Below are 24901 nucleotides of genomic sequence, written 5' to 3' on the forward strand. Positions count from 1 at the left end.
AACTTAATTTGAAACGTATAATTTTAACCCTACTCGTTATTGTATCATACAAAGGTGTGGCACAAACTGCTGCAATAAACGATACAATTGTTCTTTCCCGAACGCAGGCCGAGGCTTTGTTTCTGGACAAGAATATTTCTCTTATTTCCGAAAAGCTGAATATTGACGTTGCCGATGCTCAAGTTATTCAGGCAAAATTGTGGCCTAACCCTACTCTTACTATTGGCGAGATAAATCTTTGGAACAATGCTACGGCGCAACAATTACCACCTTTATGGGGCAATTTTGGAACTACATCGCAAGTAACTGCCGAACTAGAACAACTTATCCAAACGGCAGGAAAGCGAAAAAAGCTAATTGCCATGGAAAAAGTGAGCGTAGATATCGCCAAAGAATACTTTAAAACTTTTTTACGCAATCTAAAAATTGAGTTTAGAGGTAATCTTACCGAATTACAATTTGTACAAGTCCAAGAAGCCGTTTACCAAAAACAACTTTCTTCGATGCAAACTTTGCTTAAAGCATATAGTAACCAAGTTGCTCAGGGAAATATTGGCAAAGGCGAATACATAAGATTAAAAGCTACTGAACTACAATTCTTAAAAGAAATCAGTGATCTTAAAAAAGAAAATAACTCATTGCAAAAAGAGCTTAAAGTCCTGATGAATCTTCCTGCAACAAGCTATATCAAACTTACCGAAGATGGTTTTCTTCCTGACAATAAAAACATCGACAATATAAACTTAGGTAATCTTATGGCTTCGGCTGTAGAAAACCGACCAGACATGAAAGTACTTAAACTAGGAAATGAATATAATACTAATAAATACAAATACGAAAAAGCAATGCGAACACCAGATGTTACCCTTGGCGTGAGCTATGATCGTGGTGCTAGTTTAATGAATGATTTTGTTGGTGTTGGATTCTCTCTGGATCTTCCTTTTTTTAATAGAAACCAAGGAAATATAAAAGCAGCAAAAATAGCTATCGACCAAGGTAAATTACTTGCCGAAGAGAAAACAATAAATGTACAATCGGAAGTATTACAAGCTTATGAAGATTTAATAGTTACCAAAAAACTATATGATAGTGTAGATGCAGCTTATGAAGGAGATTTAGAAAAACTTTTAGAAAGCTATCGCAAAAACTTCATGCAACGTAATACAAGTATGCTTGAGTACCTTGATTTTGTAGATGCTTATTTAGAAAACAAATCAATACTACTAAACTCTAAAAAAGACCTTAATAAAAACCTTGAAGAACTACGCTATATAGCGGGTCAGGAAATTAATTAAATCCCAAATTATTTAAAAATAATAACAATGAAGAAACTTATTTTACTCCCTATACTTGGATTAATGCTCGTTTACGGATGTGGCAAAAAAGAAGAAATTAAAGATCCAAAAGATGAAAAGTTTTGTATTGACAAAGACCTAAAAGAAAAAATCACTATCGAGCCTGTACAAAAACGTGCCGTTAGTGAATCCATAAATCTTACTGGAAACATAACCTATAACAACGATCATGTAGTGCAGTTTAATAGCCTTGTAGAAGGAATTATAACAAAAACTACATTTTCGTTGGGGGATTATGTGAAAAAAGGACAAGTACTTGCCGAGATAAAAAGTACAGAACTTAACGGTATGCAATCCGAGAGCAAATCATTACAATCACAAATAGCTGTTGCTCACCGCCAATTACAAGCTACAAAATCAATGTTTGATGACGGTATTGCATCACAAAAGGATTTAATGCAAGCACAGAGTGAATTAGATGTTTTAAAATCATCACTTGAAAACGTAAGAGCAAATCTTGCCATGTTTAGCGCTAGTAGCGAAAGAGCAGTTTTTCAGATAAAAGCACCTACAGAAGGATATGTAGTCGCTAAAAACATTAGTCCTGGAATGCAAATAACTGAAGGTAGCGAACCTCTTTTTACTATTTCTGACTTAAAAGAAATTTGGGTATTGGTAAACGTTTATACCAGTAACTTAAAAAATGTAACCGAAAATATGCTTGTAGATGTAACTACACCTGCATATCCAGGCGAAATTTTTAAAGGAAAAATTACCATGCTTGCCAAAGTTTTTGATGCCGATGAACATGTGCTAAAAGCAAGAATTGTTATGGAAAACAAAAACTTAAAATTGAAACCCGGAATGACTGCAGATATCATTATCGATAAAAGTTTAGGTGGCGAAATGCTAGCAGCAGTTCCTGCAAAAGCAGCCATTTTTGATAATAATCGCGATTATATCTTAATCTATAAAGATGACTGTACCATCGAAACCAGAGAAATTAATCCTACTATAAAAAACAATAACTGGATTTATTTTGATAAAGGAGTTAAAGAAGGTGAAATGGTTATTACTAAAAACCACCTGTTAATTCACGAAAGATTAAAAAACTAAGTATCCCGCATAAAAACGGATAAACACAATACAAGATATGAAAAAATTTGTACAAGGCTTAGTTGCTTTCTCGCTAAAAAACTCCCTTATAGTTTTTTTCCTGACAGCTGTACTACTAGTCGCTGGTATAGTAAGCTATATCCATACCCCCATAGAAGCTTTTCCTGATGTAACCAATACGCGGGCAAGAATAATTACACAATGGCCAGGAAGAAGTGCCGAAGAAGTTGAGAAATTCATCACACTTCCTATTTCTAAACAAATGAACACGATACCTAAAAAAGCCGAAGTACGCTCTATTTCGCTTTTTGGATTATCAGTTGTTACCGTATTATTTGATGATGATGTTGAGGATTTTTACGCCCAACAATATGCATCAAATCGCCTTAACGGATTAGATTTACCAGAAGGAGCCGATGTAGAAATTGAACCACCATCCGGTGCAACAGGCGAAATATTTAGATATATTATAAAAAGTGATTTACCTATTAAGGAAATAAAAGCCATTCAGGATTGGGTAATCGAAAGAGAATTAATATCTGTTCCTGGTGTTGCCGATGTTGTAAGTTTTGGTGGAGAAGAAAAGATTTTTGAAATAAAAATTAACCCTACACAGCTAGAAAATTACAACCTATCAGCATTAGATGTTTACGAAGCCGTTTCTAAAAGTAACGTAAACGTAGGTGGAGATGTTATACAACGTGGTGATCAGGCTTATGTAGTACGAGGAGTTGGACTTATTAATAAAGTAGAAGATATTGGGAATATCCTTATCGAGACCAAAGGATCATCGCCAATATTAGTTAAACACGTAGCTGAAGTTACAATATCTGCTAAACCAAGACTTGGCCAAGTAGGTTTAGATGGTGATGATGATGTTGTAGAAGGTATTGTAATTATGCTTCGTGGAGAAAACCCTGGTGAGGTTATAAAAAGACTTAAAGATCGTTTAACCGAACTTAATGAAAGAGTACTTCCTGACAATGTAAAAATTATTCCGTTTATAGATCGTACCAAATTGGTAGATACAACAGTTAAAACAGTTACAAAAAACCTTGTAGAAGGGATTTTATTGGTATCTCTAATTGTATTTATTTTCCTTTACAACTGGCGTACCTCATTAATTGTGGCATCAGTGATTCCGCTTTCGTTCTTGTTTGCCATTATAATGCTACGAATTCAGGGATTACCTGCCAACTTAATATCTATGGGAGCGCTGGATTTTGGACTTCTTCTAGAAGGAACGTTAGTTATTGTCGAGCAAGTATTTGTCTCGCTCGAAAAGAAAGCGCATAAAGTGGGCATGGAACGCTTTAATAATATGAGTAAAATGGGGCTTATCAAGAAAAGTGTAGGTAGTGTAGCTACTTATATATTCTTTGCATTAATTATTTTAATTGTTGCGCTTCTGCCTATTTTCTCATTCACTAAAGTGGAAGGAAAAATGTTCTCTCCCCTAGCCTTTACTTTAAGTTATGCGCTATTAGGGTCATTAATTTTATCACTTACATATGTACCAGCAATGTGTAAAGTAATGTTGACCAAGAACATCGTTGAGAAAGAGAATATGATTTCGCGTTTCTTTAGAGAAAACCTATTTAAATTATTTAAATGGAGCACACGCAATCGTAAAGCAACATTATACGGTTTCTTAATTTTACTTGCTGTATGTTGTGCAAAGTTTGCATTTTATGGCTCAGAATTTATTCCTAAGCTAAACGAAGGAGCAATATACGTAAGAGCAACTTTGCCAAATAGTATCAATCTAGATGAATCTGTGAGGCTTACCAAAGAGATGAAAGCTAAAATAAGGAAATTTGAAGAAGTAAAATTTGTACTTACCCAAACAGGACGACCAAATGATGGTACCGACCCAACGGGATTCTTTAATATCGAATTACATATTGAGTTATTGCATCAGGATGAATGGAAACGTAAAATTAGTAAAGAAGAGTTAATCGCCGAGATTAAGAAAGAACTAGATGTATATCCCGGAATAGGTTTTGGTTTCAGCCAGCCGATTCAGGATAATGTCGAAGAATATGTTGCAGGTGTAAAAAGCCCGCTTGTTATAAAGATTTTCGGAAATGATCTTTTTCAACTCGAAGAAATGGCTGCAAAAGTGGCTAAATCTATCAAAGACGTAAAAGGAATTGAAGATATCAATGTGTATAAAAACATTGGATTACCAGAATTAAGAATTCAACTTGATGATGAAAAAATGGCGCGTTATGCCATTACAACAGCCGACGCACAAGCTGTTATCCGAATGACAATTGGTGGACAAGCAGCAACCAAGTTTTATGATGATGAAAAGATATTTGATATTACATTACGATTCGAAAAAGAATATCGTGACTCCAAAGAGAAGATTGAAGACATCCTTATTCCAACCATGAATGGTAAAAAAATTCCTTTAAAAGAAATCGCAACTGTCGAGTATAAAACTGGTCCAACATTTATTTATCGTGAAGGAAACAGCCGTTATATTGCTATAGGTTTTAGTATCGAAGGACGAGATTTAGGAAGCACAATCGATGAAGCACAGAAAAAAGTTGCTGCAGAAGTAAAACTACCTAAAGAAAATATAATGAAATGGGCAGGAGAATTTGAAAGCAAAGAAAGAGCTTCTAAACAATTGGCTATGATTGTTCCAGTTGTATTAGTATTGATCTTATGTCTGTTGTATTTCAATTTTGGAAATTTCAAAGATACAATGGTTGCGATTAGTGCAATGCCATATGCCTTTATTGGTGGTTTCCTATCATTATGGATTACAGGAACCGTATTTGGAATATCGGCGGGAATAGGTTTTATTATACTCTTTGGGGTCAGCGCAATTGATAGTATTGTCCTCATCGGGATAATAAAAGAAAATATGAAAGCCAAGATGCACTTAAAAGATGCTATCTCAAATGGTATTTACGCCCGAATTCGTCCAATTGTAATGATTGCACTTATGGGAGCTCTGGGATTATTACCTGCAGCATTGTCTACAGGAATGGGATCTGAAGTACAAAAACCATTGGCAATTATGATTGTAGGAGGATTAATAACCTGTATGATATTATCTTTAACCGTATTACCACAAGTATTTTACTTAGTATATCGCAAAAAAGATCTTAGTAACACAGAATCTTAATCAGAATAAATAAAATTTTAAAACACCTTTAAGCTTAATGTTTAAAGGTGTTTTTTTTTATCTCGTTTTAAGTTGTGAAGATTGTCTAAAAATGGGACGCGGATTAAACTGATTCGCTTAGGCGAAAACGCGGATAAAAACGGATTTTTTAGTTTTATTATTTTTAAAAATCAGTCCCGACGCTTCGGGATCCGCGTCTTTCCTTTAGGAAATCCGTTTAATCCGTGTCCCATTTATCGCTACAATCGCGTTCCTTTTACCTCTATAATATAGACGCACAGCGGTGCGCCTCTACGGAAAACCTTTGTTCCTCTGCACCTTTGAAACTTAAACACTCAAAATCTCTTCCTAAATTCAGATGGAGAAACTCCTGTACTACGCATGATGAATTTATTAAAATGACTACTGTCTATAAACCCCAAATCATTACTAATCTCTGAGAAAGTCAAATTACTTTTGCTTAATTTTTCAGTTACAACCTTAAGTTTCGTTTGTTCGATATAATCTCTTAAAGTAATATTCAAATGATTTTTAAAATATTCGCCAATATAATTTATAGAAACATTAAAATGATTTGCCATTTCTTTTTTCTTTAGCAAATGCGGATTAGCAATATTCGAACGAATGTAACTTAAAATAGTATCTATCTTTAAAACCTCGGTGGTTTGGATATTTAAATTACTTTCGTTTATACTCGCATTCCTCCTTATTATATGAATAAGCGACATCATCAAACTCTTGATTATAACTTCATTATGCCCTTTTGGTTTGGCAACTTCATCTAATATTTTCAAAATAACCAATTCGCAAAATGCTTTATCATCTTCTAAGAAAATCAAATTTCCATTCAATTGATTATGATAATAGAATAGCTTTTCTATTTCTTCAATTTCTTTTTTATTCGAAAAAAAATTCGGCAAGAAACGCAAACAATGAAACTTTGTTGGTTCTAGTGTTTTAAAAGAATGATAGTCCTTTGGCGTAAGCAAATAAATATCATGCTCTTTATAATTATGATGAATCGAATTTAAGATATGGTTTCCTGTACCATATTCTATATATAAAAGCTCAAAGAAATTATGCCTATGTACTTCTTTCTTCCAAGTTAATTCTTCGACAGAGTAAATTTCGAAATCTTTGTATATAAAAAAAGTGTCTTTCATAATCCTTAAATTATACAAATATAACCTATATTTTTACATCAATTAATGAATGCGAACCTATTTACTTTGCATCACTAATTTAAAACCCAAAATACTAAAAGATGAAATCAGATACAATAAAAATAGGAATTCTTGGCATTGGTGGAATCGGCGGATTTGTTGGCGCTCCATTGGCAAAAAAATATAAAGACACAAATACTAAAATTATATTCATTTGCAGAGGCGAAACCAAAAATGCTATACAAAATGAGGGCTTAACATTTGAATCTAAAGGCACAAAAGATACTATATTCCCCGATTTAGTATCCGATAATCCAGCAGAAATCGGAATCTTAGATGTATTGATAATCACCAGCAAATCATATTCTGTAAACGAGATATTGGCAACTTATAAAGATTGTATAAGTAATGATACAATTATAATCACTTTGCAAAATGTTGTAAATGCCAGAGAAATTATTCGCGAAACTTTACCTGAACTTGGAGAAATAATGGAAGGTTGTATTTATGTTGCTTCCAATGTAAAAAGTCCTGGTCATGTTCAGCATGTTGGGGGTCCAGGAAAGATTTTCGTAGGAGGACAAAAAGAGAACAAATGGCTTATCGATTTATTAACCGCAGGAGGATTAGATATTACTTATGTTGATAACATCAATCAGATACTTTGGAAGAAATACCTGTTTGTAGCGCCTGTAGCCGGAATAACTTCTGCTTACAATGTTACTTTTGGTCAACTTCTGGAAGATAAAAACCTAATGCATATTCTCGAAAATATGATGGTAGAAATTCAGTCGCTTGCCAGCAAAAACAATATCAGCTTGACAAAAGAAGATATCGAAACCTCGAAAGATTTATTAACTAAATTTCCGTTTGAGTCTAAATCATCGTTGCAATTAGATTTTGAAAACAACAATCAAACCGAGAAACAATTCTTAGTAGATTACGTTATCGAAAACTGCAAGAAACACGGAATTCCTACTCCCTTTTACGAAAGTGTAAACGAAAAGATTATTTCTTAAAGCAGAGTTATTTCGCAAAGTTTCACAAAGGCTGAAAAAGAAAAAAGCACAGAGATTCTCTAAGTTTTTTATCCATAAACTTGTCTTCCTGACTGAGGAAGGATCTCCACGAGTAGCTCGCCAAAGATTGCCTATAATGAGACGCAGATAAAACGGATTTCCTAAAAGAAAGACGCGGATAAAAACAGATTTTTATGCTTCGCGAACTTTGCGTAACCTCCTTGCGCCCTTTACGGTTAAAAAACTTTGCGAATCTCTGTGCATTTTCTTTGTGAACCTTTGCGAAATTTTACGAAATAACTCCCCATTTTCCTCACATTTTCCTCAAAACAAAACCTCAATTAAAAATTCCTTATCAAGCAATAAGAAAAAACTATGAAAGATTTATTTTGTAATCCCGAAAATTGCCATACATTTGCCTAACGGTGTTAAACAATTTAATACTCTATAAAAATGGCAAGCAAAGATCGAATTTTAAGACAAAAAGAAGAAACCAGAAAGAACATTCTGGATGCTGCCTGTACTATTGTAAAAGATGAGGGATGGCAAGGTCTAAGTATGCGAAAAATCGCTGATAAGATTGAATATACTGCCCCAATCATTTATGAATACTTTTCTAATAAAGAAGCAATATTACAAGAACTAACAGGTAGAGGTTTTGTAAAATTAACTATTGAACTAGAAAAAGCCAAAAACAAATACGATAATCCTGAAGAACAGCTTGAAGCAATGTGGATGGCATATTGGGATTTTGCATTTACCGATACCGAAATGTATCAGTTAATGTTTGGTGTACAAATGACTTGCTGTAATGAGCGATGTTCGGCTTCTGAAGCACCTTACAAACTATTTGTTGCTGTTATTGCCGAAGTAATGAAAGATAGCAAACCAACTGAAGAAGTAATAAAACAAAAGTATTTTACTTTCTTTTCGGTTATTCACGGTTTAATTTCAATCAATATCATTAACAAAAGTGAAGTTTTAGAAACAATCAATACACAAATTTTAAAAGATGCCATAGGCGGTATTATAAAATCAATACGTTAAAAAAAATTTAATGCTCACTTAACGCTGATAAATAATTTAATGTAGTAATTTTGAACCAAACTTAATTACTTCATAGTCATTCAAAGTTGAATCAAAGAAAAAATCAAAAGTTTTTTTTACAATTCCACTTAACAACGTTAGAAAATTTAATACAGTAATTTAATACCACAATTTCAATTTATTATCGATCTGAACGGAATCGAAGGAGAAATTGAAGTTTTTTGCCACTTCACTTAACAGTGATAAATAATTTAATACCAATTATAGCATATTATAACTGGAAGGAATACTTATATGGATTTTTACACCATTTTACTTAACAACGTTAGAAAATTTAATACAATTAAATGTGAATCAAAATAATACAAAACCCAATCAGAATTCAAATTACCAAAATGTCCAACAAATTAAAATTAAAACTAAAATGAAAAAAGTAATCTTAACCAGTATCCTAATTGCCTTAGTTGTAATAGGATGTGCAGATAAGGCTCAAGCACCAGCTCCTGCAGCCCCATTATTACCAGTGCTTGCAATTAAAAATACCGAAGCAACCACAGATTCTGAATATCCTGCTTCGATACAAGGAACAATTGATGTAGAAATCCGCCCACAAGTAAGTGGCAACCTAGACAGAGTTTTTGTTGATGAAGGTGCTTACGTTTCTAAAGGACAATCTTTATTTAAAATAAACGAACGTCCTTTCCGTGAGCAGCTTAACAATGCACTGGCAAACCTTCACGGAGCCGAAGCGGCATTAATCAATTCACAATTAGAAGTTGATAAACTAACACCACTTGTACAAAACAAAGTAGTATCTGATTATCAATTAAAAACTGCAAAAGCATCACACAGAATTGCAGCTTCTAATATTGAGCAAGCAAAAGCAATGGTAGAATCGGCAAGAATTAATTTAAGCTATACCACAATCACTGCGCCTGTAAGTGGTTACATAGGTAGATTGCCTAAAAAACAAGGAAGTTTAGTTTCTGCTACAGATGTAGAACCATTGACCAAACTTTCAGATGTACACCAAGTATATGCTTATTTCTCATTAGGAGAAACAGATTTCATCAACTTTAAATCTCAATATTCTGGAACCACAATTGGTGATAAGATTAAAAACTTACCTCCTGTTTCTTTAATATTAGCCGATGGAAATGCATACACCCAATTAGGAAAAATCGATATGGTCGATGGACAATTCGACAAAAACACAGGTGCAATCACACTTAGAGCAACTTTCCCTAATGCAAACGGAACATTACGTTCAGGAAACACAGGAAAAATACGTTTGGGGATTCAGCATGACGATGCCATCTTGGTTCCACAATCTGCTACTATAGAAATGCAGGATAAAGTTTTTGTTTATACGCTAAACAAAGGAAACAAGGTTAACAAAATGCCTATCACGATTATTGGTAAAACAGGAACTGATTATCTTATTAAAGATGGTGTAAAATCTGGTGACCAAATCGTATTAAGTGGTATCGACAAGCTACAGGAAGGACAAGTAATCCAGCCTGAGAAATCAACACCAACAAAAGTTGCCCAAATAATTAACAAAAAATAATTAAACGAAAATGTTCAAAATATTCATACAAAGACCTGTACTGGCAACTGTTATCTCCATTTTATTGGTGATATTGGGTGTACTTGGGCTTACAAAATTACCCCTACAACAGTTTCCCGATATTGCACCACCATCGGTTTTGGTAACGGCAGTATATCCAGGAGCGAGTGCAGAAACCGTTTTGCGTTCCGTAGCGCCATCACTAGAAGAGTCTATAAATGGTGTTGAGAACATGACTTACATGAGTTCAACAGCCAGTAATGACGGTACGCTAGCCATTACAGTTTTCTTTAAGTTGGGTACAGATGCAGATCAGGCAGCCGTAAACGTACAAAACAGAGTTGCACAAGCAACAAGCCAGTTACCTACAGAGGTTGTTCAGCAAGGTGTAACAACCGCCAAGCAACAAAATAGTTTCATTATGGGTATCGGTTTATATACTGAAGACGAGGCTAAATATGACCAAACATTTGTTGCCAATTATGCCCAAATTAATATTATTCCAGAAATCAAACGTATTCCAGGAGTAGGTTCAGCAAGTATATTTGGAGGAGTAAGAGATTATTCTATGCGTGTTTGGTTAAACCCAACACAAATGGCAACTTATCAGGTTACACCAAATGAGGTAATGAAAGCCATACAAGACAAAAGTTTAGAGGCAGCACCAGGAAAATTTGGAGAACGAAGTAAAGAAGTTTTCGAATACGTAATTAAATACAAAGGAAAACTTACCAAACCCGAAGAATATGAAAATATTGCCGTACGTGCTAATGCAGATGGATCAATACTTCGCTTAAAAGATGTAGCAAGAATAGAACTTGGAGCATATTCATACAACAGTTTAACTCGTTTAAATGGTAAAAAGGGAGTTGTAATTGGTATTATACAATTAGCAGGATCAAACTCTAATGAAATTCAGGTAGCTATTAATAAGCTGATGGAAAAATCGGCTAAAAACTTTCCTGCAGGAATAAAACAAAATGTTTTTTATAGCACAAAAGTTTCATTAGATCAATCGATAGATCAGGTAAAACATACTTTGGTAGAAGCATTTATACTAGTATTTATTGTAGTATTTATCTTCTTGCAAGATTTTAGATCAACATTAATTCCTGCAATTGCAGTTCCAGTAGCAATTTTAGGTACGTTCTTTTTCATGCAGCTATTCGGCTTTTCGATAAACCTGTTAACACTGTTTGCATTAATCTTAGCGATTGGTATTGTTGTCGATGATGCAATTGTTGTCGTCGAAGCCGTCCATGCTAAAATGGAACACAAACATTTATCGCCAAAAGTGGCTACAAACGAAGCGATGCACGAAATAACTGGAGCAATTATCTCTATTACTTTAGTGATGGCAGCCGTATTCTTGCCAGTAGGATTCATGGAAGGTTCAACAGGAGTTTTCTATCGTCAGTTTGCCTTTACAATGGCAATTGCAATTGTAATCTCGGCAGTAAACGCATTAACTTTAAGCCCTGCCCTGGCAGCCTTATTCTTAAAAGACAATCACGCTGCAAACGGAGATAATCCAGAAATCAAAAAAAGTTTTAAAGAAAAATTCTTTACAGGATTCAACAAGAGTTTCAATTCCTTAACCAACCGTTATGTAGGTAGCTTAAGATTCTTAATCCGTAATAAATGGGTTAGTTTAGGAGGTTTAGCAGTAATAACAGCAGCGACTATCTTAATGGTAAAAACTACTCCTGCAGGATTTATCCCTACAGAAGATCAAGGATTTATTGCCATTGCGGTAAACACACCATCAGGAACATCATTAGATGGAACTCAGAAAGTAATGACCGATGCAGAGAATACTTTAAGAGGATTAGACGCATCTCGATTTGTAACAGCAATTTCAGGTTTTAACCTGTTAACGAACTCAACAAGTCCATCATCGGCAGTTATTTTCGTATTGCTTAAACCAAATGAAGAACGTGGAGCAATCAAGAATATTGATGAAATCATGGCAGATGTACAAGGCAAATTAGGTGCTATTTCAGCAGGTAGTTTCTTCGTATTCAGCTTCCCTACTGTTCCTGGTTTCAGTAACGTAGAAGCATTAGATATGGTGTTGCAAGATAAAACTGGTGGTAAACTAGATAAATTTAGCGGAATCTCACAAACCTTTATTGGCGAGTTGATGAAACGTCCGGAAATTGCAGTAGCCTTTACAACCTTTAAAGCCGATTATCCTCAATTACAATTGGATATTAATGATGAAAAAGCAGACCAATTGGGAGTAAATGTAAAAGACATTCTACAAACCATGCAAGCTTATTTTGGTAGTGCACAAGCCTCAGATTTTAACCGATTTGGAAAATATTACAGAGTCGTTGTACAAGCAGATATTGCCGACAGAGCTGAGCCATCATCTATCAATAATGTATTTGTGAAAAATAAAAATGGTGGAATGGTTCCAATAAATACCTTAGTAAAACTAACCCGTATTTATGGTTCCGAAACAGCGTCGAGATACAATTTATTTAACTCGATTTCGATTAATGCAATCCCAAAACCAGGATTTAGTTCTGGAGATGCGATTAAAGCAATCGAAGAAGTTGCCGCCCAACAATTGCCAGCAGGATATAGTTATGAATTCTCAGGACAAACCCGCGAAGAAATTTCTTCAGGAGGACAATCAACAACGATTTTCCTATTATGTCTTGTGTTCATTTACTTCCTACTTGCAGCACAATATGAAAGTTACATTTTGCCATTGGCAGTAATATTATCAATCCCAGTTGGAATATTTGGAGTATTTGTAGCAATCGGATTAACAGGAATCGAAAATAACATTTATGTACAAGTTGCACTGGTCATGCTTATAGGATTACTAGCCAAAAATGCGATTCTTATTGTCGAGTTTGCCTCACAGCGACGAAAATCAGGGAAATCATTAGTAGCAGCATCTATAGAAGCTGCCAAACTAAGATTACGTCCAATTATCATGACATCACTAGCATTTGTTGTAGGGTTAATCCCGATGATGAGCGCCACAGGACCATCTGCCAAGGGTAATCACTCCATTAGTATTGGTGCAGCCGGCGGAATGATTTCAGGAGTAATTCTTGGGGTATTAATCATCCCGGTTTTATTTATCGTATTCCAACATTTACAAGAAAAGGTTTCTGGAAAATCATTAGCCGTAATTCATAACGAAGAAAAATAAAAAATGGAAAATTATATAACATCAGTTCTGATAACAGTATTTGTTGTCTTTACATTGATATCCTGGAAAGTTTCGAAAGTACTTGAAGCGCCAGAAGATAAATGTCAAAAAAATTAATGATACCATATAAAATGAAAAATTATATAACCAAAACTGTTGTGGCGGTCCTTTTAATCACAACATTCATATCCTGTAAAGTCTCGAAGGATATCGAAGTTCCAAAAGATGCATTTCCTGATAATTTCAGGAATGCATCCGCTTCAAGCGATACCACAAGTATTGCCAATTTGGAATGGAAAAGTTTCTTTACAGAGAAAGACATCGTAAAACTGATAGACAGTGCCATTACAAAAAATAATGATTTGCAAATCGCAACCAAAAATATTGAAATAGCACAATATCAATTAACGCAGGCAAAATGGGGAAATATTCCGGAGCTAAATCTACTTGTAAATGCAAGTACCAATCGTCCATCCGAAAATAGTTTTACAGGTCATAACTTAAGTCAGGCCTTGCAAACAAACCATATCGAAGATTATTCGGCAGGGATCGGACTATCTTGGGAAGCAGATATCTGGGGAAAAATCCGCAATCAGAAAAAAAGTGCTTATGCAGGATATCTTCAATCCGAAGAAGTGAAGAAAGCATTACAAACGACAATAGTTTCTAATGTTTCCAAAGGATATTACAACCTTTTAATGCTAGATTCACAGTTAGAAATTGCTAGAAAAAACCTGAAATTAAATGACAGTACAACCTTCATCATCAAGTTAAAATACGATGCTGGGCAAGTAACATCATTAGCCATTCAGCAATCAGAAGCACAAAAACTAATTGCGGCACAATTGATTCCTTTATTGGAACAAAATATAGCAATTCAGGAAAATGCATTAAGTGTATTAACAGGTTCATTCCCTAGTTCTAAAGAGCGAACAATCACGCTAAATTCAATTGCGTTAAAAGAGAATCTAACAGCAGGAATTCCGTCATCATTAGTAAGTCAAAGACCCGATGTAAAAAGTGCCGAATTGGCCTTGGTAAAAGCAAATGCAAGCGTAGGAATTACAAAAGCAAACCTATACCCATCGCTTAAAATCACAGCAAACGGAGGTTTAAATTCGTTCGAAACAAGCAATTGGTTTAATATTCCAGCTTCATTATTCGGAACAGCAATTGGCGGATTAACACAACCATTGCTAAACAATAAAAAGATTAGAACACAATACAATATTGCCAAAGTCGAAAGAGAAAAAGCAGTATTGAATTTCAGACAATCAGTATTGGTTGCCGTTAGCGAAGTATCAGACGCATTGGTGAAAATTGAAAAACTAGAAAGACAGCAATTCTTTCTTAAAGAACGCGTAAAAACGTTGCAACAAGCGATAACCAACTCGAATATGTTGTTTAAAAACGGAATGGCAGACTACCTCGAAGTAATTACAGCACAAGCTAATATATTACAAAGCGAGTTGGAACTAGCCAATATTAAACGCGAACAATTAACTGCCAATACCGAATTATATCGCGCACTTGGCGGAGGATGGAAATAATAAGGTTTTATTATTAATTTGAGGCGGGAACGCTGTAAGACTTAGGTTTTGCAGCGTTTTTTTATTACTTAAAATTGTCATCCTGAGCGGAGTCGAAGTAGGAGCTATTTCCTGCTGTACACTATATCTTTTATGGCGAACACCGCCACAAAAGGATGGCGTTACCATCAGGGCTAAAAATAAAATTTCATAGAAAGGCAATTACATTTATTACGAAAACAATTACATTTACTGGGCTTATTACCCCACATTTAAGTCAATTTAAAAAACTAATTACCCTAACTAAAACAAAATGAAACATTTATTAAGTATTGTACTTATTCTTACACTATCATTTCAGGGAATTTCCCAGAAGAAAAAAACTAAAAAGAAATCTAAACCCAAAACAGCAGTAGTAACATCAGACATAGCAGTCGAAGATATGTACGTTACAGAAGAAATAGTAGTTGATACATTACGTATATCACAAGGAAAACGATATGTATTATTAGTTGATGTAGATAAATACTCAGGTCAAAGTGAAGTTACTTATACTTTCGCGGAAAGAACTGAAAAAACAGAATTGATAGAAAATTTTGGAAAAGAAAATCTGGAAGTAATAACTATTAATAAATATACTTATGTAGTTTTCGAAAACAAGCAAACACTGGATATTAGCGGTGAAGGTCAATCCTATCAAGCATTTGCCTATTGGAGCGGAAAGATAAAAGACGATGTACAGGTAAAAGAAGGTACAAAAATGGCTACCGAATTTGTCGCAGAACAAATGGGGGTAAAAAAAGAATCTTCCTATGTCATTAATACTAAAAAATATAAAAAAGAAGTCGCTTCATTACAGAAAAAAAATAAAATTACATCAAAATCCAGAGAAGTAATGAATGCTTTATTAAGTAGTTATGCTTTACCAATAACTGAAGTTCAATTAGAAGATATTCCGGTATATCAACAATCAAACGCAAAAATAAAAACTATAGAATCTTATTTGTTTAAAAAAGGCGGAACCAAAACACTCTTAAAAAGCATTTATTTAGATGAAAAAGGACTCCCTACAGCAATATCATATTATGACAGAGATGGAAGTGCTAAAAGCAAAAAAGACTATGTTTATAAAGACGGAATGCTTATACAAATAAAAAAAGGGGATGAAGTAACATTATCTATCAATTACGATGATAATAAAATGATTTTTACTGGAAATGTTGGGGATGCAAATGAAACAAGAATCGTTTGGCTTGAAAATGGAAAGCTATTGGTAAAATCATATACCTTAATGATAGATGACAAATACTCATACATGAACACTCTTGTAGAAGAAAAAATTGAAGACAATTGTGTTTCGTATTCTATCAACAACGTTCGCTGGTCAATAAATTGCAGTAGTCAAGCTAATGTTTTTCCATTTATTCATAAATATACTTCATTTCAAAATGGTGATGTACTTCAATTCACAAAATCTAAGATAGAGAAAAAAGGAGAAAAAACATTCGAAAAATATTACTCTAGTGCAGAACGAGAAGAACAAAATGATATTTTTAAATTATGGGGAACTTTTCAGTTAAATGACCAAAATTTGGTAAGTACTTACAGTTTTTCAAAAGACAATAAAAAGGAAGTTATCAAAATAGATTATACGTACTACGAATAAGTTGTCATACTATTTTCAGAAAACACTTTTTAAAACGCTGTAAGACTTAGGTTTTAGAGCGTTTTTTTTATGGAGTCAATCCTGTTGCACATTGTAAGTGTCGGAATTCCCATAAAAAAATGTCGTTCACATCCTATGATTTATAAAAACAAAAAGTGAACACGAATTTCACGAATTGACACAAATTTTAATGGTTAACTTAGTTTGTGAAATTAATTCCACAAACTAATTCGTGTCAATTCGTGAAATTTGTGTTTAAAATTCATTTGTAATATTTGTGTCCATACGGTAGGTTCTCATCAGGGCAAAAAAAAAAATTCAGAAAAAACAAAACATATTAAATCACATATAAAATATACTTTTGTAGTTATCAATACGATCTGTTTTAATAAACCATAACCAATATGAAACTCATTTACAACTTGCTTTTTTGCTTAATTTTTATAAACTGTATTTCCCAAAATAAAAAGATTTCTAATTGCGGAACCGAAGATTTAGCAATACAAACAATTTCGAAATTAAAAGAAGTTCAATTACAACAAAAATATATAGATTCCATTTCAAACCATACAAAAGGAGTCTCCTACATGACTGATGAAAAGATCATTAAAAACAAAGCTTATTTTGAAGTCGCTACTGGTTATAATGGTGAATTGCGTTGGGAAACCTATTATCTTTTTTATGTAAATAAGAAAAACTGCGATGATATCTATGTAAATGAAGTCGTTTCTGGTGATATTATTTCAATCGCACAATGGAGAAAACTGAAAGCAAAAAAAGCGAAATACTAATTTGCTGTTCAAAGTCTCCTTACTTCTCACAGCATGAAACCTTTGTCAAAGTTTTTTTAACTTTGACAAAGGTCGCGCAAGATTGAGATAACCAAAATATTCATAACACTTTCCCCGTAATTAAATACTTTTGATAGGATAATAGAAACTCATGACATTCAATAAAGATAAATACAGCAACGATTTAAAATTGAAATTCCTAAGCTATGCTCCTATTACAGATGCTTCTTGGAAATTAGTTGAAGATATTATTGAATTCCAACTCCTAAAAAAAGGAGAAATCCTTTTGAGAAATGGACAGATTGCCCGAGAAATCCATTTTATATGCAAAGGAGCATTAAGAGCCTATATTACTGATAAAGAAGGAAACATCTATAACAAAAACATCTTTCTTGAAGGCTATTTTGCAGGTTCAAAAGTTTCATTATTGCAACAAACACCATCGAATTTTACAATCGAAGCATTAGAAGATTGTATTCTTATTGCCATAAACTATAAGAAGTACAGAGAGCTAATTAATCAAAATGATGATTTAAAAAACTATTATATCGCTTATCTCGAAAAAAATTGGGTAATCGAAAAAGAACAAAGAGAGATCGCATTGGTTATGGAAAATGCAACCGAAAGATACCTTGACCTTCTTGCCAAACATCCTGATATTTCGCATCGAATTCCCCTACTCCATATCGCATCACATTTAGGAATCACGCCAACACAGTTAAGCCGAATAAGAAAAACTTTAGACAAAAATAGCTAAATCAACATATGTAAAGGTTCAAGTAAAATCCTAAACATATCTTTGTTCTATATTCCGCTATAAATAGTATCGAAATGAAAAAAAACGCAGACTTAATCGCAGACAATATTAGTAATCTTACCCGTTTATGGAAAACAGTAGGAACACCTTTTCAATCGAACCATAAAAAAGATACTTACGAATATTGCAAAATAGAAAACTCAGGTTGGCCGAACAAATTGTGGTTTAATCAAGACCTTACACTAGATAGTGCCGAAAAAGCAATTGAAACATTACAATCCAATCCTAATTTGGTTATTCCGTATTGGGATATTTACGGAACAAATTCTAATGAAATCCTGGAAACCAAAGGTTTGATAAAGAAAACCGAGCAAGTAGCAATGGCATTAAAACTAGACAAACCATTTGAACTACAAAACATACTAGAATTTAAACGTATTTGGAATAGTGAAGATGCTAAAATCTGGTCTGATTTATATCCTAATGCATTTGGTTATGTAATTAGTAAAGAGATACTAATTCATAATTATAACGAAGTACAATTTCATTTAGTCACTTACCTAAACCAGCCAATAGGAACTTTTATGTTATTCCAAACTGAAAATAATGTCGGAATCCATGGCGTGGGCGTAATTCCTGAAATGAGAAGAAAAGGCTTTGCCGAAGAAATCATGAAATATGCTCTTAATCTTTCGATAGATTTAAAAGCCGAATATGTACTACTACAAGCATCCGTAATGGGAAAAGGCATCTATACTAAACTTGGCTTCGAAGACTTATTTATTATAAAAAATTACATTTTAAAAAGTGAAAAAGATTTACGCAAAGACCGCAAAAGAGCTATAAGAAATGGCACGCAGATAACGCGGATTTAAGCAGATTTAAACGGATTTTTTTATCTTTTTTACGCTCATTTACCCTCAATTTTGTCACCCTGACACAGGAAGGGCCTCCGCAAGTAGCTAACCAAAGATTGTGTGAGTTTTTTGTGGAGATTCTTCCTTACGTCAGAAAGACAAGTTTGGGATTACTTAACTTTCCTTAATATCTTAATGGTGAAAAAATCCTTTTAATCTTTTTAATCTGTGGCAAAAGCATAATGGTAAAAAACCCATAAAAAATCGATTGTCGCATACGCCCCTAAATTAGTCGTAAATGCGTATTTAATCAAAAAAAGAACAACTGTAAGTTTGTATAAGTAATTAATAACCACTTAAAAAACTAACAAAATGAAATCAACAAAAATTATTTTCTGGGTAACAACCATTATCATTTTCCTATTCGAAGGAGTTATGCCAGCCTTTACTTCTCAAACTGAAGTAGCAAAAGAAGGAATCAGACATTTAGGTTATCCCGAATACTTCGGAAACGCATTGGTAGTATTTAAAATCGTTGGCGTATTACTATTAGTAATCCCTACAATTCCTAATCGTGTTAAAGAATGGGCTTATGCAGGTTTTGCATTCGACTTCATATTTGCTTCAATTAGTCATTGTGCTGTCGATGGAATTGGCTTTCTAACATTCTTCCCATTAATTTTTCTAGCGATATTAGTAATCTCATACACCAGCTATCACAAATTATTGAGCTACAAAGCGTCAATTTAAATCCATAAATCTATACTAACTTAAATTGTCTATAAAGGAACGCGGATGATACGGATTTACAAAAGTAAAAACGCAGATTAAAAACGGATTTTTAAAAATAATAAATAGAAAATCCGTTTAATCTGTGTTTTCGCGATAGCGAATCTGTTTAATCCGCGTTCCTTTCGCAAAGAATTAGATAGAATTAAAACCAGACTAATATTTTAATATATAGTTCAAAAATAAACTAACAATCAATACGTTATAGTTTAAAATCAGAAAACCCATGATAGAAGTTTTCAAAACAAATGTTCAAGAAGTAGAGCAATCCCAAATGATTGTTGCAAAACTTCTTGAGCATTTCCCTAATGGCAATATAAACTTTGACTTAGAAGATTGTGATAAAATTTTGCGCATTCATGATCTGAAGATTTCAAATAAAAAAATAATCGAACTACTTAATTCGTATGGGTATCATTGCGAGGTACTTCCGTGATAAAACAAACTCACAAATAACTGATTTTTAATACCTTAAAAACATTAAAAAGTGTAATTTTATTCTATTATTAAACTTTAAATTATAGAAAGATGGAAATCCCAACAACACATCAAGCTGTAATGCCCTATTTAATGCTAAAGGGAGCTTTAAAATTTATAGACTTTACAAAAAATGTTTTTGATGCACAACTAATAACAAGTATGCATAAACTACATGAAGATGGAGAAACAATAAGACACTCAGAAATAACAATTGACGGAAGCACAATAATGTTTACCGATGCAACAGAGCAATGGAAACCTCAACCAGCGAACTTATTTGTTTATGTAGACAATGCCGATGAAACCTATAAAAAAGCTCTAGCTAATGGCGCCACAACACTTATGGAATTAAGTAATCAGGATTATGGCAGAACCTGTGGTGTAACCGACCCTTTTGGTAATGTATGGTGGATAACATCATCTGTAAATAGATAATAAACACAACCTTTAATTAATCAATAAAATGAAAACATTACTCCAAAAAAAAATCACTGAAACATTTGAGCAGCTCTACAAAATACTTTCTTCACTTTCTGAAACGGAGCTAAATACAGTTCCTTATGAAGGAAGCTGGACAGCAGGGCAAGTACTACAACACCTCATCCTGGCGAGTTCTGGTTATCCCGAAATGTGCAGTGGTCCAACAGAAAAAACGACTCGTGAACCCGACGAAAAAGTAAAAGATATAGCAGCTCTTTTTCTAAACTTCACCATAAAAATGCAAGCTCCAGAATTCATAATACCATTGGATAAAAAATACAATAAAAATTCGCTAACTTTATCTCTGCAAAAAATAGAAGAAGAATTATTGCATGTATCCGAAACTTATGATTTAACTTTAATATGTCTCAATTCTGAAATTCCAACATTTGGAAAATTCACAATTTATGAATGGATTAATTTTTCTCTTATTCATATAGAAAGACATATAAAACAGTTAAATACTATTTGTCAGGAAGTAACGAGACAGTAAGTCTACCAATTAATATTAAGCACTAAACATAAACAATCATCTACATGAAATCAAAAGTTGGAACAGTTTTATTATCAGGTTTAGTTGCTGGCACATTGGATATTATTACCCCTATTCTTATTTATGCCGTTATTTTACAAAAAACTACTGCTCTTAAAATTTTACAATCTATAGCTAGTGGTGTTTTTAAACAAGATGCCTACTCGGGCGATACAAAAATGGCATTTTACGGACTCGCATTTCATTTTATAATTGCGACCATCTTTGCTTTATTCTATTTTAAAATTTATCCGTACGTTTCGTTTTTAAAAAATAATACTATAATCTCAGGAGTACTATATGGAATTTTTGTTTGGATTATAATGAACCTAATTGTTCTGCCAATTGTTTTTCCAATACTACCTGCCAAAAGTTTAGATTTTCCGTTACTATTATCAATCCTAATATTGATTTTTTGCATCGGGATTCCTATTGCATACATTACAAAAAAATACTACACATACACATCAAATCGGTGATTACAAAAAAAGTCCCAATGAGATAAAACCTATGCATTAAAAAAAATTGATTTAACTAAAAATTATTATCATGGCAACAAAAGATTTAAACATTGTATTGGTTCATGGGGCATGGGGCGATGGCTCACATTGGCAACATATTATTCCTGCTTTGCATAAAGAAGGATACAAAGTGCGAAGCGTACAAAATCCGTTAACATCACTAGATGATGATATTCAAAAAACAAAAGATTTAATCGATGCTCAAGATGGCAAAGTATTATTAGTAGGACATTCTTATGGAGGTTCTGTAATAAGCGGCGCAGGACATCATGACAAAGTAGTAGGTTTGGTTTATATTGCGGCATTTGCACCAGATAAAGGTGAAAGCTTAGGTGGTATATTCGGACGCAGAGAACAACCTGCGGGCGGAGCAAGCATATACTCTGATAGCAAAGGTTTTTTATGGATTAAATATGATGAATACCATAAAAGTTTCTGTCAGGATTTAAATGAAAAAGATACCCTGACTATGGCTTTGGCACAAAAACCTATTCATGGTAGTTGTTTTGGAGCAGAATCTGGAGAACCAGCCTGGAAAACAAAACCAAGTTGGTATCAGGTATCCAATAACGATCATATGATTCCTCCTGCAACTCAAATAGAAATGGCAAACAGAATGAATCCTAAAAAAATAATTCATTTAGATGCAAGTCATGCTTCATTGGCTTCACATCCAAAAGGAGTATTAGAACTAATTCTGGAAGCTGCAAAAGCTGTTGAATAAATAACAGTTCTTTATTTTTACTTAAGTAAATAATTAACCTGTTAGAATAGAGTTTCTGTTAACACATAGCAACATAGCTTAAATAACATAACAAAGATGTTTTCCAGAATTCATCGTAGGTTATCATTTTAAATTTATGTTCCTATGTGTTGATTTTTTTATACTGGCTACAAACTAAAATAATATAAAATAATCATGGCAAACCAATTAACAGTTAACAATAGTATCGAGATAAATGCTCCATCCGATAAAGTATGGGATGCATTGACAAATCCTGAAAAAACAAAAATTTATATGTTTGGTTGCGAAGCATTGTCTGATTGGGAAGTAGGAAGCGAACTTCTTTGGCAAGCCAATTACGAAGGTCAGGACTTAGTTTTTGTAAAAGGGCATATTGTAAGCATCGAGCCTAATAAAAAACTTATTTATTCTACATTTGACCCAAATTCGACAATTGCTGATATTCCAGAAAACTATCTGAATGTAACGTATGAGTTAACCGAAAATAATGAAAAAACTATTCTGAATGTTTCTCAAGGCGATTACTCAACAGTGGCAGATGGACAAAGAAGATATTGCGAGGCTTTAAATAATGGAGAAGGTTGGAATCCGATTTTGGTAGAAATAAAAAAACTAATAGAAGAAAATTAAATGAATCCAATGTTTTTCGAAGATCAATCTGAGTTTAGAAAATGGTTAACTCAAAATCACCTATTCGAAACTGAATTATTGGTTGGTTTTTATAAAGTAAACAGCAATAAACCTAGCATGACATGGTCACAATCTGTAGATGAAGCACTTTGCTTTGGCTGGATTGATGGCGTTCGCAGATCTGTTGATGCCGATAGTTATTCCATACGTTTCACACCCAGAAAAGCTACAAGTATTTGGAGCGCAATAAATATTAAAAAAGTCGAAGATTTAACCGAACAAGGATTAATGCAACCCGCAGGAATTGCTAGTTTTAAATTACGAAAAGAAGATAAATCCAGAATTTATACGCACGAAATCGAAGAAGTTCACTTTTCTGATGAATTTGAGGAAATTTTTAAAACCAATGAAAAAGCTTGGAATTTCTTTCAGGCACTTGCACCTTCTTATAAAAAAGTTTCAAAAAATTGGGTAATGAGCGCTAAACAAGAAACTACAAGAATAAAACGCTTAAACGAACTTATTGCCGATAGCGCAGAATCTAAAAATAAGTGGAAATATTAATTACTAAAAACAATTATCAAATTGTATAACTCAAAACTATTTAAGTCATTTAAGAAAATATAAGCTTTAAACACTTCTCTTAAATGGACTTACATAACTTACATGGTTTCTTTTATTAAAAGTTCATGGTTTTAATAAATTACTATTTAGCCATATAACACAAACCATTTATTCTTACTTTTGGTTAGAACAAAAATTATGAGAAGCTAAATGATTGATATAAAAACTTTTGACAAGACAATTGGTTTAGAGAAACCGAGACGAATTTTAAAATATGTTTTAATCTTTTGTGCTTCGGGTTCAGTAACTATTTCTGTAGATGAAAATGAATTTGAGTTAACAGAAAATACCGTTCTTACCATTACCTCAGGACAAATTCATTATTTTAAAAACATTCATAATGCCAAAGGAATTGTTCTTGAATTTACTTATGATTACTTCTGTAAAAATGATAATGACATCGAATTAATTTTTCATAATGGTTTGTTTTGTCACTTTGCAATGAACGAAGTTATTCCTATAGATAATAGTGAAACCGTATTACAAGAATTGCAATTAATAGAAAAAGAGTTAATCGAAACTCCCTATCAATATCTAATTTCTACACACAGCCGAATTGAATTGATTCTTATTGAAATAAATCGTTCTAAAATAAATCGTGGTGACGAAATTTATAAACCCGATGCTTTATTTCTTGCCTTTCTGGAAACAATACTTAAAAATTTCGAGAAAAACTTATCAGTAAACGAAATTGCCACATTACTTGGTACTACAGAATCTAAACTAAATGAACTCTCGAAACTTCATACTAACAAAACAGCACAGAATGTAATTTTTGGACTAATCATATCCGAAGCAAAACGCCTTTTTACCTACGAGAAATTATCGGTAAAAGAGGTTGCCTATATGTTAGGCTTCAATGACCCGTTTTACTTCTCTAATTTTTTCAAGAAACACACCAAAATTGCTCCTAAATCATATAAAGAAAAAGTCATGATCTAATAAGTACATGCTTTTTCTAATATTCTCTATTCTT

At 33.3% G+C, this 24901-nt stretch carries 22 protein-coding genes; 21 read left to right on the forward strand and 1 reads right to left on the reverse strand.

The features are described from left to right. Positions 1–8 precede the first annotated feature (8 nt). From SHI72_RS20895 to SHI72_RS20905, 3 genes are read left to right on the forward strand one after another with little or no spacing between them, the layout of a single operon-like run. Entirely contained in the window at positions 9–1295 is a 1287-nt protein-coding gene (locus tag SHI72_RS20895; RefSeq protein WP_323491277.1) for a TolC family protein, read from the forward strand. Between the two features lie 27 nt (positions 1296–1322). After that, positions 1323–2411, forward strand: coding sequence for an efflux RND transporter periplasmic adaptor subunit (locus SHI72_RS20900; RefSeq protein WP_323491278.1), 1089 nt, complete (start codon positions 1323–1325; stop codon positions 2409–2411). A gap of 37 nt (positions 2412–2448) precedes the next feature. After that, on the forward strand, positions 2449–5553 hold the full coding sequence (locus SHI72_RS20905) for an efflux RND transporter permease subunit (RefSeq protein ID WP_039118889.1): 3105 nt from the start codon (positions 2449–2451) through the stop codon (positions 5551–5553). Positions 5554–5888: 335 nt separating this feature from the next. Here SHI72_RS20905 and SHI72_RS20910 read toward each other — a convergent pair whose 3' ends face one another. Next, positions 5889–6716, reverse strand: coding sequence for a helix-turn-helix transcriptional regulator (locus tag SHI72_RS20910; RefSeq protein ID WP_323491279.1), 828 nt, complete (start codon positions 6714–6716; stop codon positions 5889–5891). 101 nt (positions 6717–6817) lie between these two features. Here SHI72_RS20910 and SHI72_RS20915 point away from each other — a divergent pair, with 101 nt between their 5' ends. The 18 genes from SHI72_RS20915 (at position 6818) to SHI72_RS21000 (ending at position 24867) form a co-directional block, all read left to right on the forward strand. Further along, positions 6818–7735: a 2-dehydropantoate 2-reductase gene (locus SHI72_RS20915; RefSeq protein ID WP_323491280.1), complete on the forward strand. Its 918-nt coding sequence runs from the start codon at positions 6818–6820 to the stop codon at positions 7733–7735. Between the two features lie 453 nt (positions 7736–8188). Further along, entirely contained in the window at positions 8189–8782 is a 594-nt protein-coding gene (locus SHI72_RS20920) for a TetR/AcrR family transcriptional regulator (RefSeq protein ID WP_039115765.1), read from the forward strand. A 424-nt stretch (positions 8783–9206) separates the two neighbouring features. Next, positions 9207–10352: an efflux RND transporter periplasmic adaptor subunit gene (locus SHI72_RS20925; RefSeq protein WP_323491281.1), complete on the forward strand. Its 1146-nt coding sequence runs from the start codon at positions 9207–9209 to the stop codon at positions 10350–10352. A 10-nt stretch (positions 10353–10362) separates the two neighbouring features. Further along, on the forward strand, positions 10363–13524 hold the full coding sequence (locus SHI72_RS20930; RefSeq protein ID WP_323491282.1) for an efflux RND transporter permease subunit: 3162 nt from the start codon (positions 10363–10365) through the stop codon (positions 13522–13524). Between the two features lie 131 nt (positions 13525–13655). Then, the gene (locus SHI72_RS20935) at positions 13656–15074 is read left to right on the forward strand and encodes a TolC family protein (protein ID WP_323491283.1); all 1419 of its coding nucleotides are present in this window, start codon (positions 13656–13658) and stop codon (positions 15072–15074) included. Positions 15075–15366: 292 nt separating this feature from the next. Next, a complete protein-coding gene (locus tag SHI72_RS20940) occupies positions 15367–16719 on the forward strand; it encodes a hypothetical protein (protein ID WP_323491284.1) in 1353 nt (450 codons plus the stop codon). A gap of 404 nt (positions 16720–17123) precedes the next feature. Continuing rightward, positions 17124–17510 carry a hypothetical protein gene (locus SHI72_RS20945; protein ID WP_323491285.1) on the forward strand — a complete coding sequence of 129 codons (387 nt, stop codon included), beginning with the start codon at positions 17124–17126 and terminating at the stop codon, positions 17508–17510. A gap of 151 nt (positions 17511–17661) precedes the next feature. After that, positions 17662–18267, forward strand: a complete 606-nt coding sequence (locus tag SHI72_RS20950; RefSeq protein ID WP_323491286.1) for a cyclic nucleotide-binding domain-containing protein — start codon at positions 17662–17664, stop codon at positions 18265–18267. A 74-nt stretch (positions 18268–18341) separates the two neighbouring features. Next, a complete protein-coding gene (locus SHI72_RS20955; protein WP_323491287.1) occupies positions 18342–19142 on the forward strand; it encodes a GNAT family N-acetyltransferase in 801 nt (266 codons plus the stop codon). A gap of 354 nt (positions 19143–19496) precedes the next feature. After that, the gene (locus SHI72_RS20960) at positions 19497–19874 is read left to right on the forward strand and encodes a DoxX family protein (protein WP_323491288.1); all 378 of its coding nucleotides are present in this window, start codon (positions 19497–19499) and stop codon (positions 19872–19874) included. Between the two features lie 265 nt (positions 19875–20139). Further along, positions 20140–20349 carry a hypothetical protein gene (locus tag SHI72_RS20965; protein ID WP_039115779.1) on the forward strand — a complete coding sequence of 70 codons (210 nt, stop codon included), beginning with the start codon at positions 20140–20142 and terminating at the stop codon, positions 20347–20349. Positions 20350–20441: 92 nt separating this feature from the next. After that, positions 20442–20828 carry a VOC family protein gene (locus SHI72_RS20970; RefSeq protein WP_039115780.1) on the forward strand — a complete coding sequence of 129 codons (387 nt, stop codon included), beginning with the start codon at positions 20442–20444 and terminating at the stop codon, positions 20826–20828. Between the two features lie 28 nt (positions 20829–20856). Further along, positions 20857–21366: a DinB family protein gene (locus SHI72_RS20975; RefSeq protein ID WP_323491289.1), complete on the forward strand. Its 510-nt coding sequence runs from the start codon at positions 20857–20859 to the stop codon at positions 21364–21366. Positions 21367–21410: 44 nt separating this feature from the next. After that, entirely contained in the window at positions 21411–21884 is a 474-nt protein-coding gene (locus SHI72_RS20980; protein WP_323491290.1) for a DUF1440 domain-containing protein, read from the forward strand. Between the two features lie 70 nt (positions 21885–21954). After that, the gene (locus SHI72_RS20985; RefSeq protein ID WP_323491291.1) at positions 21955–22650 is read left to right on the forward strand and encodes an alpha/beta hydrolase; all 696 of its coding nucleotides are present in this window, start codon (positions 21955–21957) and stop codon (positions 22648–22650) included. 195 nt (positions 22651–22845) lie between these two features. After that, the gene (locus SHI72_RS20990; protein ID WP_323491292.1) at positions 22846–23301 is read left to right on the forward strand and encodes an SRPBCC domain-containing protein; all 456 of its coding nucleotides are present in this window, start codon (positions 22846–22848) and stop codon (positions 23299–23301) included. Continuing rightward, complete coding sequence (locus tag SHI72_RS20995; RefSeq protein WP_039119250.1) at positions 23302–23865, forward strand: YdeI/OmpD-associated family protein; 564 nt, start codon at positions 23302–23304, stop codon at positions 23863–23865. Between the two features lie 210 nt (positions 23866–24075). After that, positions 24076–24867, forward strand: a complete 792-nt coding sequence (locus SHI72_RS21000; protein ID WP_323491293.1) for an AraC family transcriptional regulator — start codon at positions 24076–24078, stop codon at positions 24865–24867. Positions 24868–24901: the final 34 nt, after the last annotated feature.

The sequence above is a fragment of the Flavobacterium sp. PL02 genome (assembly GCF_035013205.1).
Taxonomy (GTDB): Bacteria; Bacteroidota; Bacteroidia; order Flavobacteriales; family Flavobacteriaceae; genus Flavobacterium.

Coding starts and splice junctions, on each gene's coding strand:
- SHI72_RS20915 (WP_323491280.1), top strand. CDS start 6,818: ATGAAATCAGATACAATAAAAATAGGAATTCTTGGCATTGGTGGAATC.
- SHI72_RS20935 (WP_323491283.1), top strand. CDS start 13,656: ATGAAAAATTATATAACCAAAACTGTTGTGGCGGTCCTTTTAATCACA.
- SHI72_RS20900 (WP_323491278.1), top strand. CDS start 1,323: ATGAAGAAACTTATTTTACTCCCTATACTTGGATTAATGCTCGTTTAC.
- SHI72_RS20940 (WP_323491284.1), top strand. CDS start 15,367: ATGAAACATTTATTAAGTATTGTACTTATTCTTACACTATCATTTCAG.
- SHI72_RS20905 (WP_039118889.1), top strand. CDS start 2,449: ATGAAAAAATTTGTACAAGGCTTAGTTGCTTTCTCGCTAAAAAACTCC.
- SHI72_RS20980 (WP_323491290.1), top strand. CDS start 21,411: ATGAAATCAAAAGTTGGAACAGTTTTATTATCAGGTTTAGTTGCTGGC.
- SHI72_RS20985 (WP_323491291.1), top strand. CDS start 21,955: ATGGCAACAAAAGATTTAAACATTGTATTGGTTCATGGGGCATGGGGC.
- SHI72_RS20945 (WP_323491285.1), top strand. CDS start 17,124: ATGAAACTCATTTACAACTTGCTTTTTTGCTTAATTTTTATAAACTGT.
- SHI72_RS20965 (WP_039115779.1), top strand. CDS start 20,140: ATGATAGAAGTTTTCAAAACAAATGTTCAAGAAGTAGAGCAATCCCAA.
- SHI72_RS21000 (WP_323491293.1), top strand. CDS start 24,076: ATGATTGATATAAAAACTTTTGACAAGACAATTGGTTTAGAGAAACCG.
- SHI72_RS20960 (WP_323491288.1), top strand. CDS start 19,497: ATGAAATCAACAAAAATTATTTTCTGGGTAACAACCATTATCATTTTC.
- SHI72_RS20930 (WP_323491282.1), top strand. CDS start 10,363: ATGTTCAAAATATTCATACAAAGACCTGTACTGGCAACTGTTATCTCC.
- SHI72_RS20910 (WP_323491279.1), bottom strand. CDS start 6,716: ATGAAAGACACTTTTTTTATATACAAAGATTTCGAAATTTACTCTGTC.
- SHI72_RS20955 (WP_323491287.1), top strand. CDS start 18,342: ATGAAAAAAAACGCAGACTTAATCGCAGACAATATTAGTAATCTTACC.
- SHI72_RS20970 (WP_039115780.1), top strand. CDS start 20,442: ATGGAAATCCCAACAACACATCAAGCTGTAATGCCCTATTTAATGCTA.
- SHI72_RS20950 (WP_323491286.1), top strand. CDS start 17,662: ATGACATTCAATAAAGATAAATACAGCAACGATTTAAAATTGAAATTC.
- SHI72_RS20990 (WP_323491292.1), top strand. CDS start 22,846: ATGGCAAACCAATTAACAGTTAACAATAGTATCGAGATAAATGCTCCA.
- SHI72_RS20925 (WP_323491281.1), top strand. CDS start 9,207: ATGAAAAAAGTAATCTTAACCAGTATCCTAATTGCCTTAGTTGTAATA.
- SHI72_RS20975 (WP_323491289.1), top strand. CDS start 20,857: ATGAAAACATTACTCCAAAAAAAAATCACTGAAACATTTGAGCAGCTC.
- SHI72_RS20995 (WP_039119250.1), top strand. CDS start 23,302: ATGAATCCAATGTTTTTCGAAGATCAATCTGAGTTTAGAAAATGGTTA.
- SHI72_RS20920 (WP_039115765.1), top strand. CDS start 8,189: ATGGCAAGCAAAGATCGAATTTTAAGACAAAAAGAAGAAACCAGAAAG.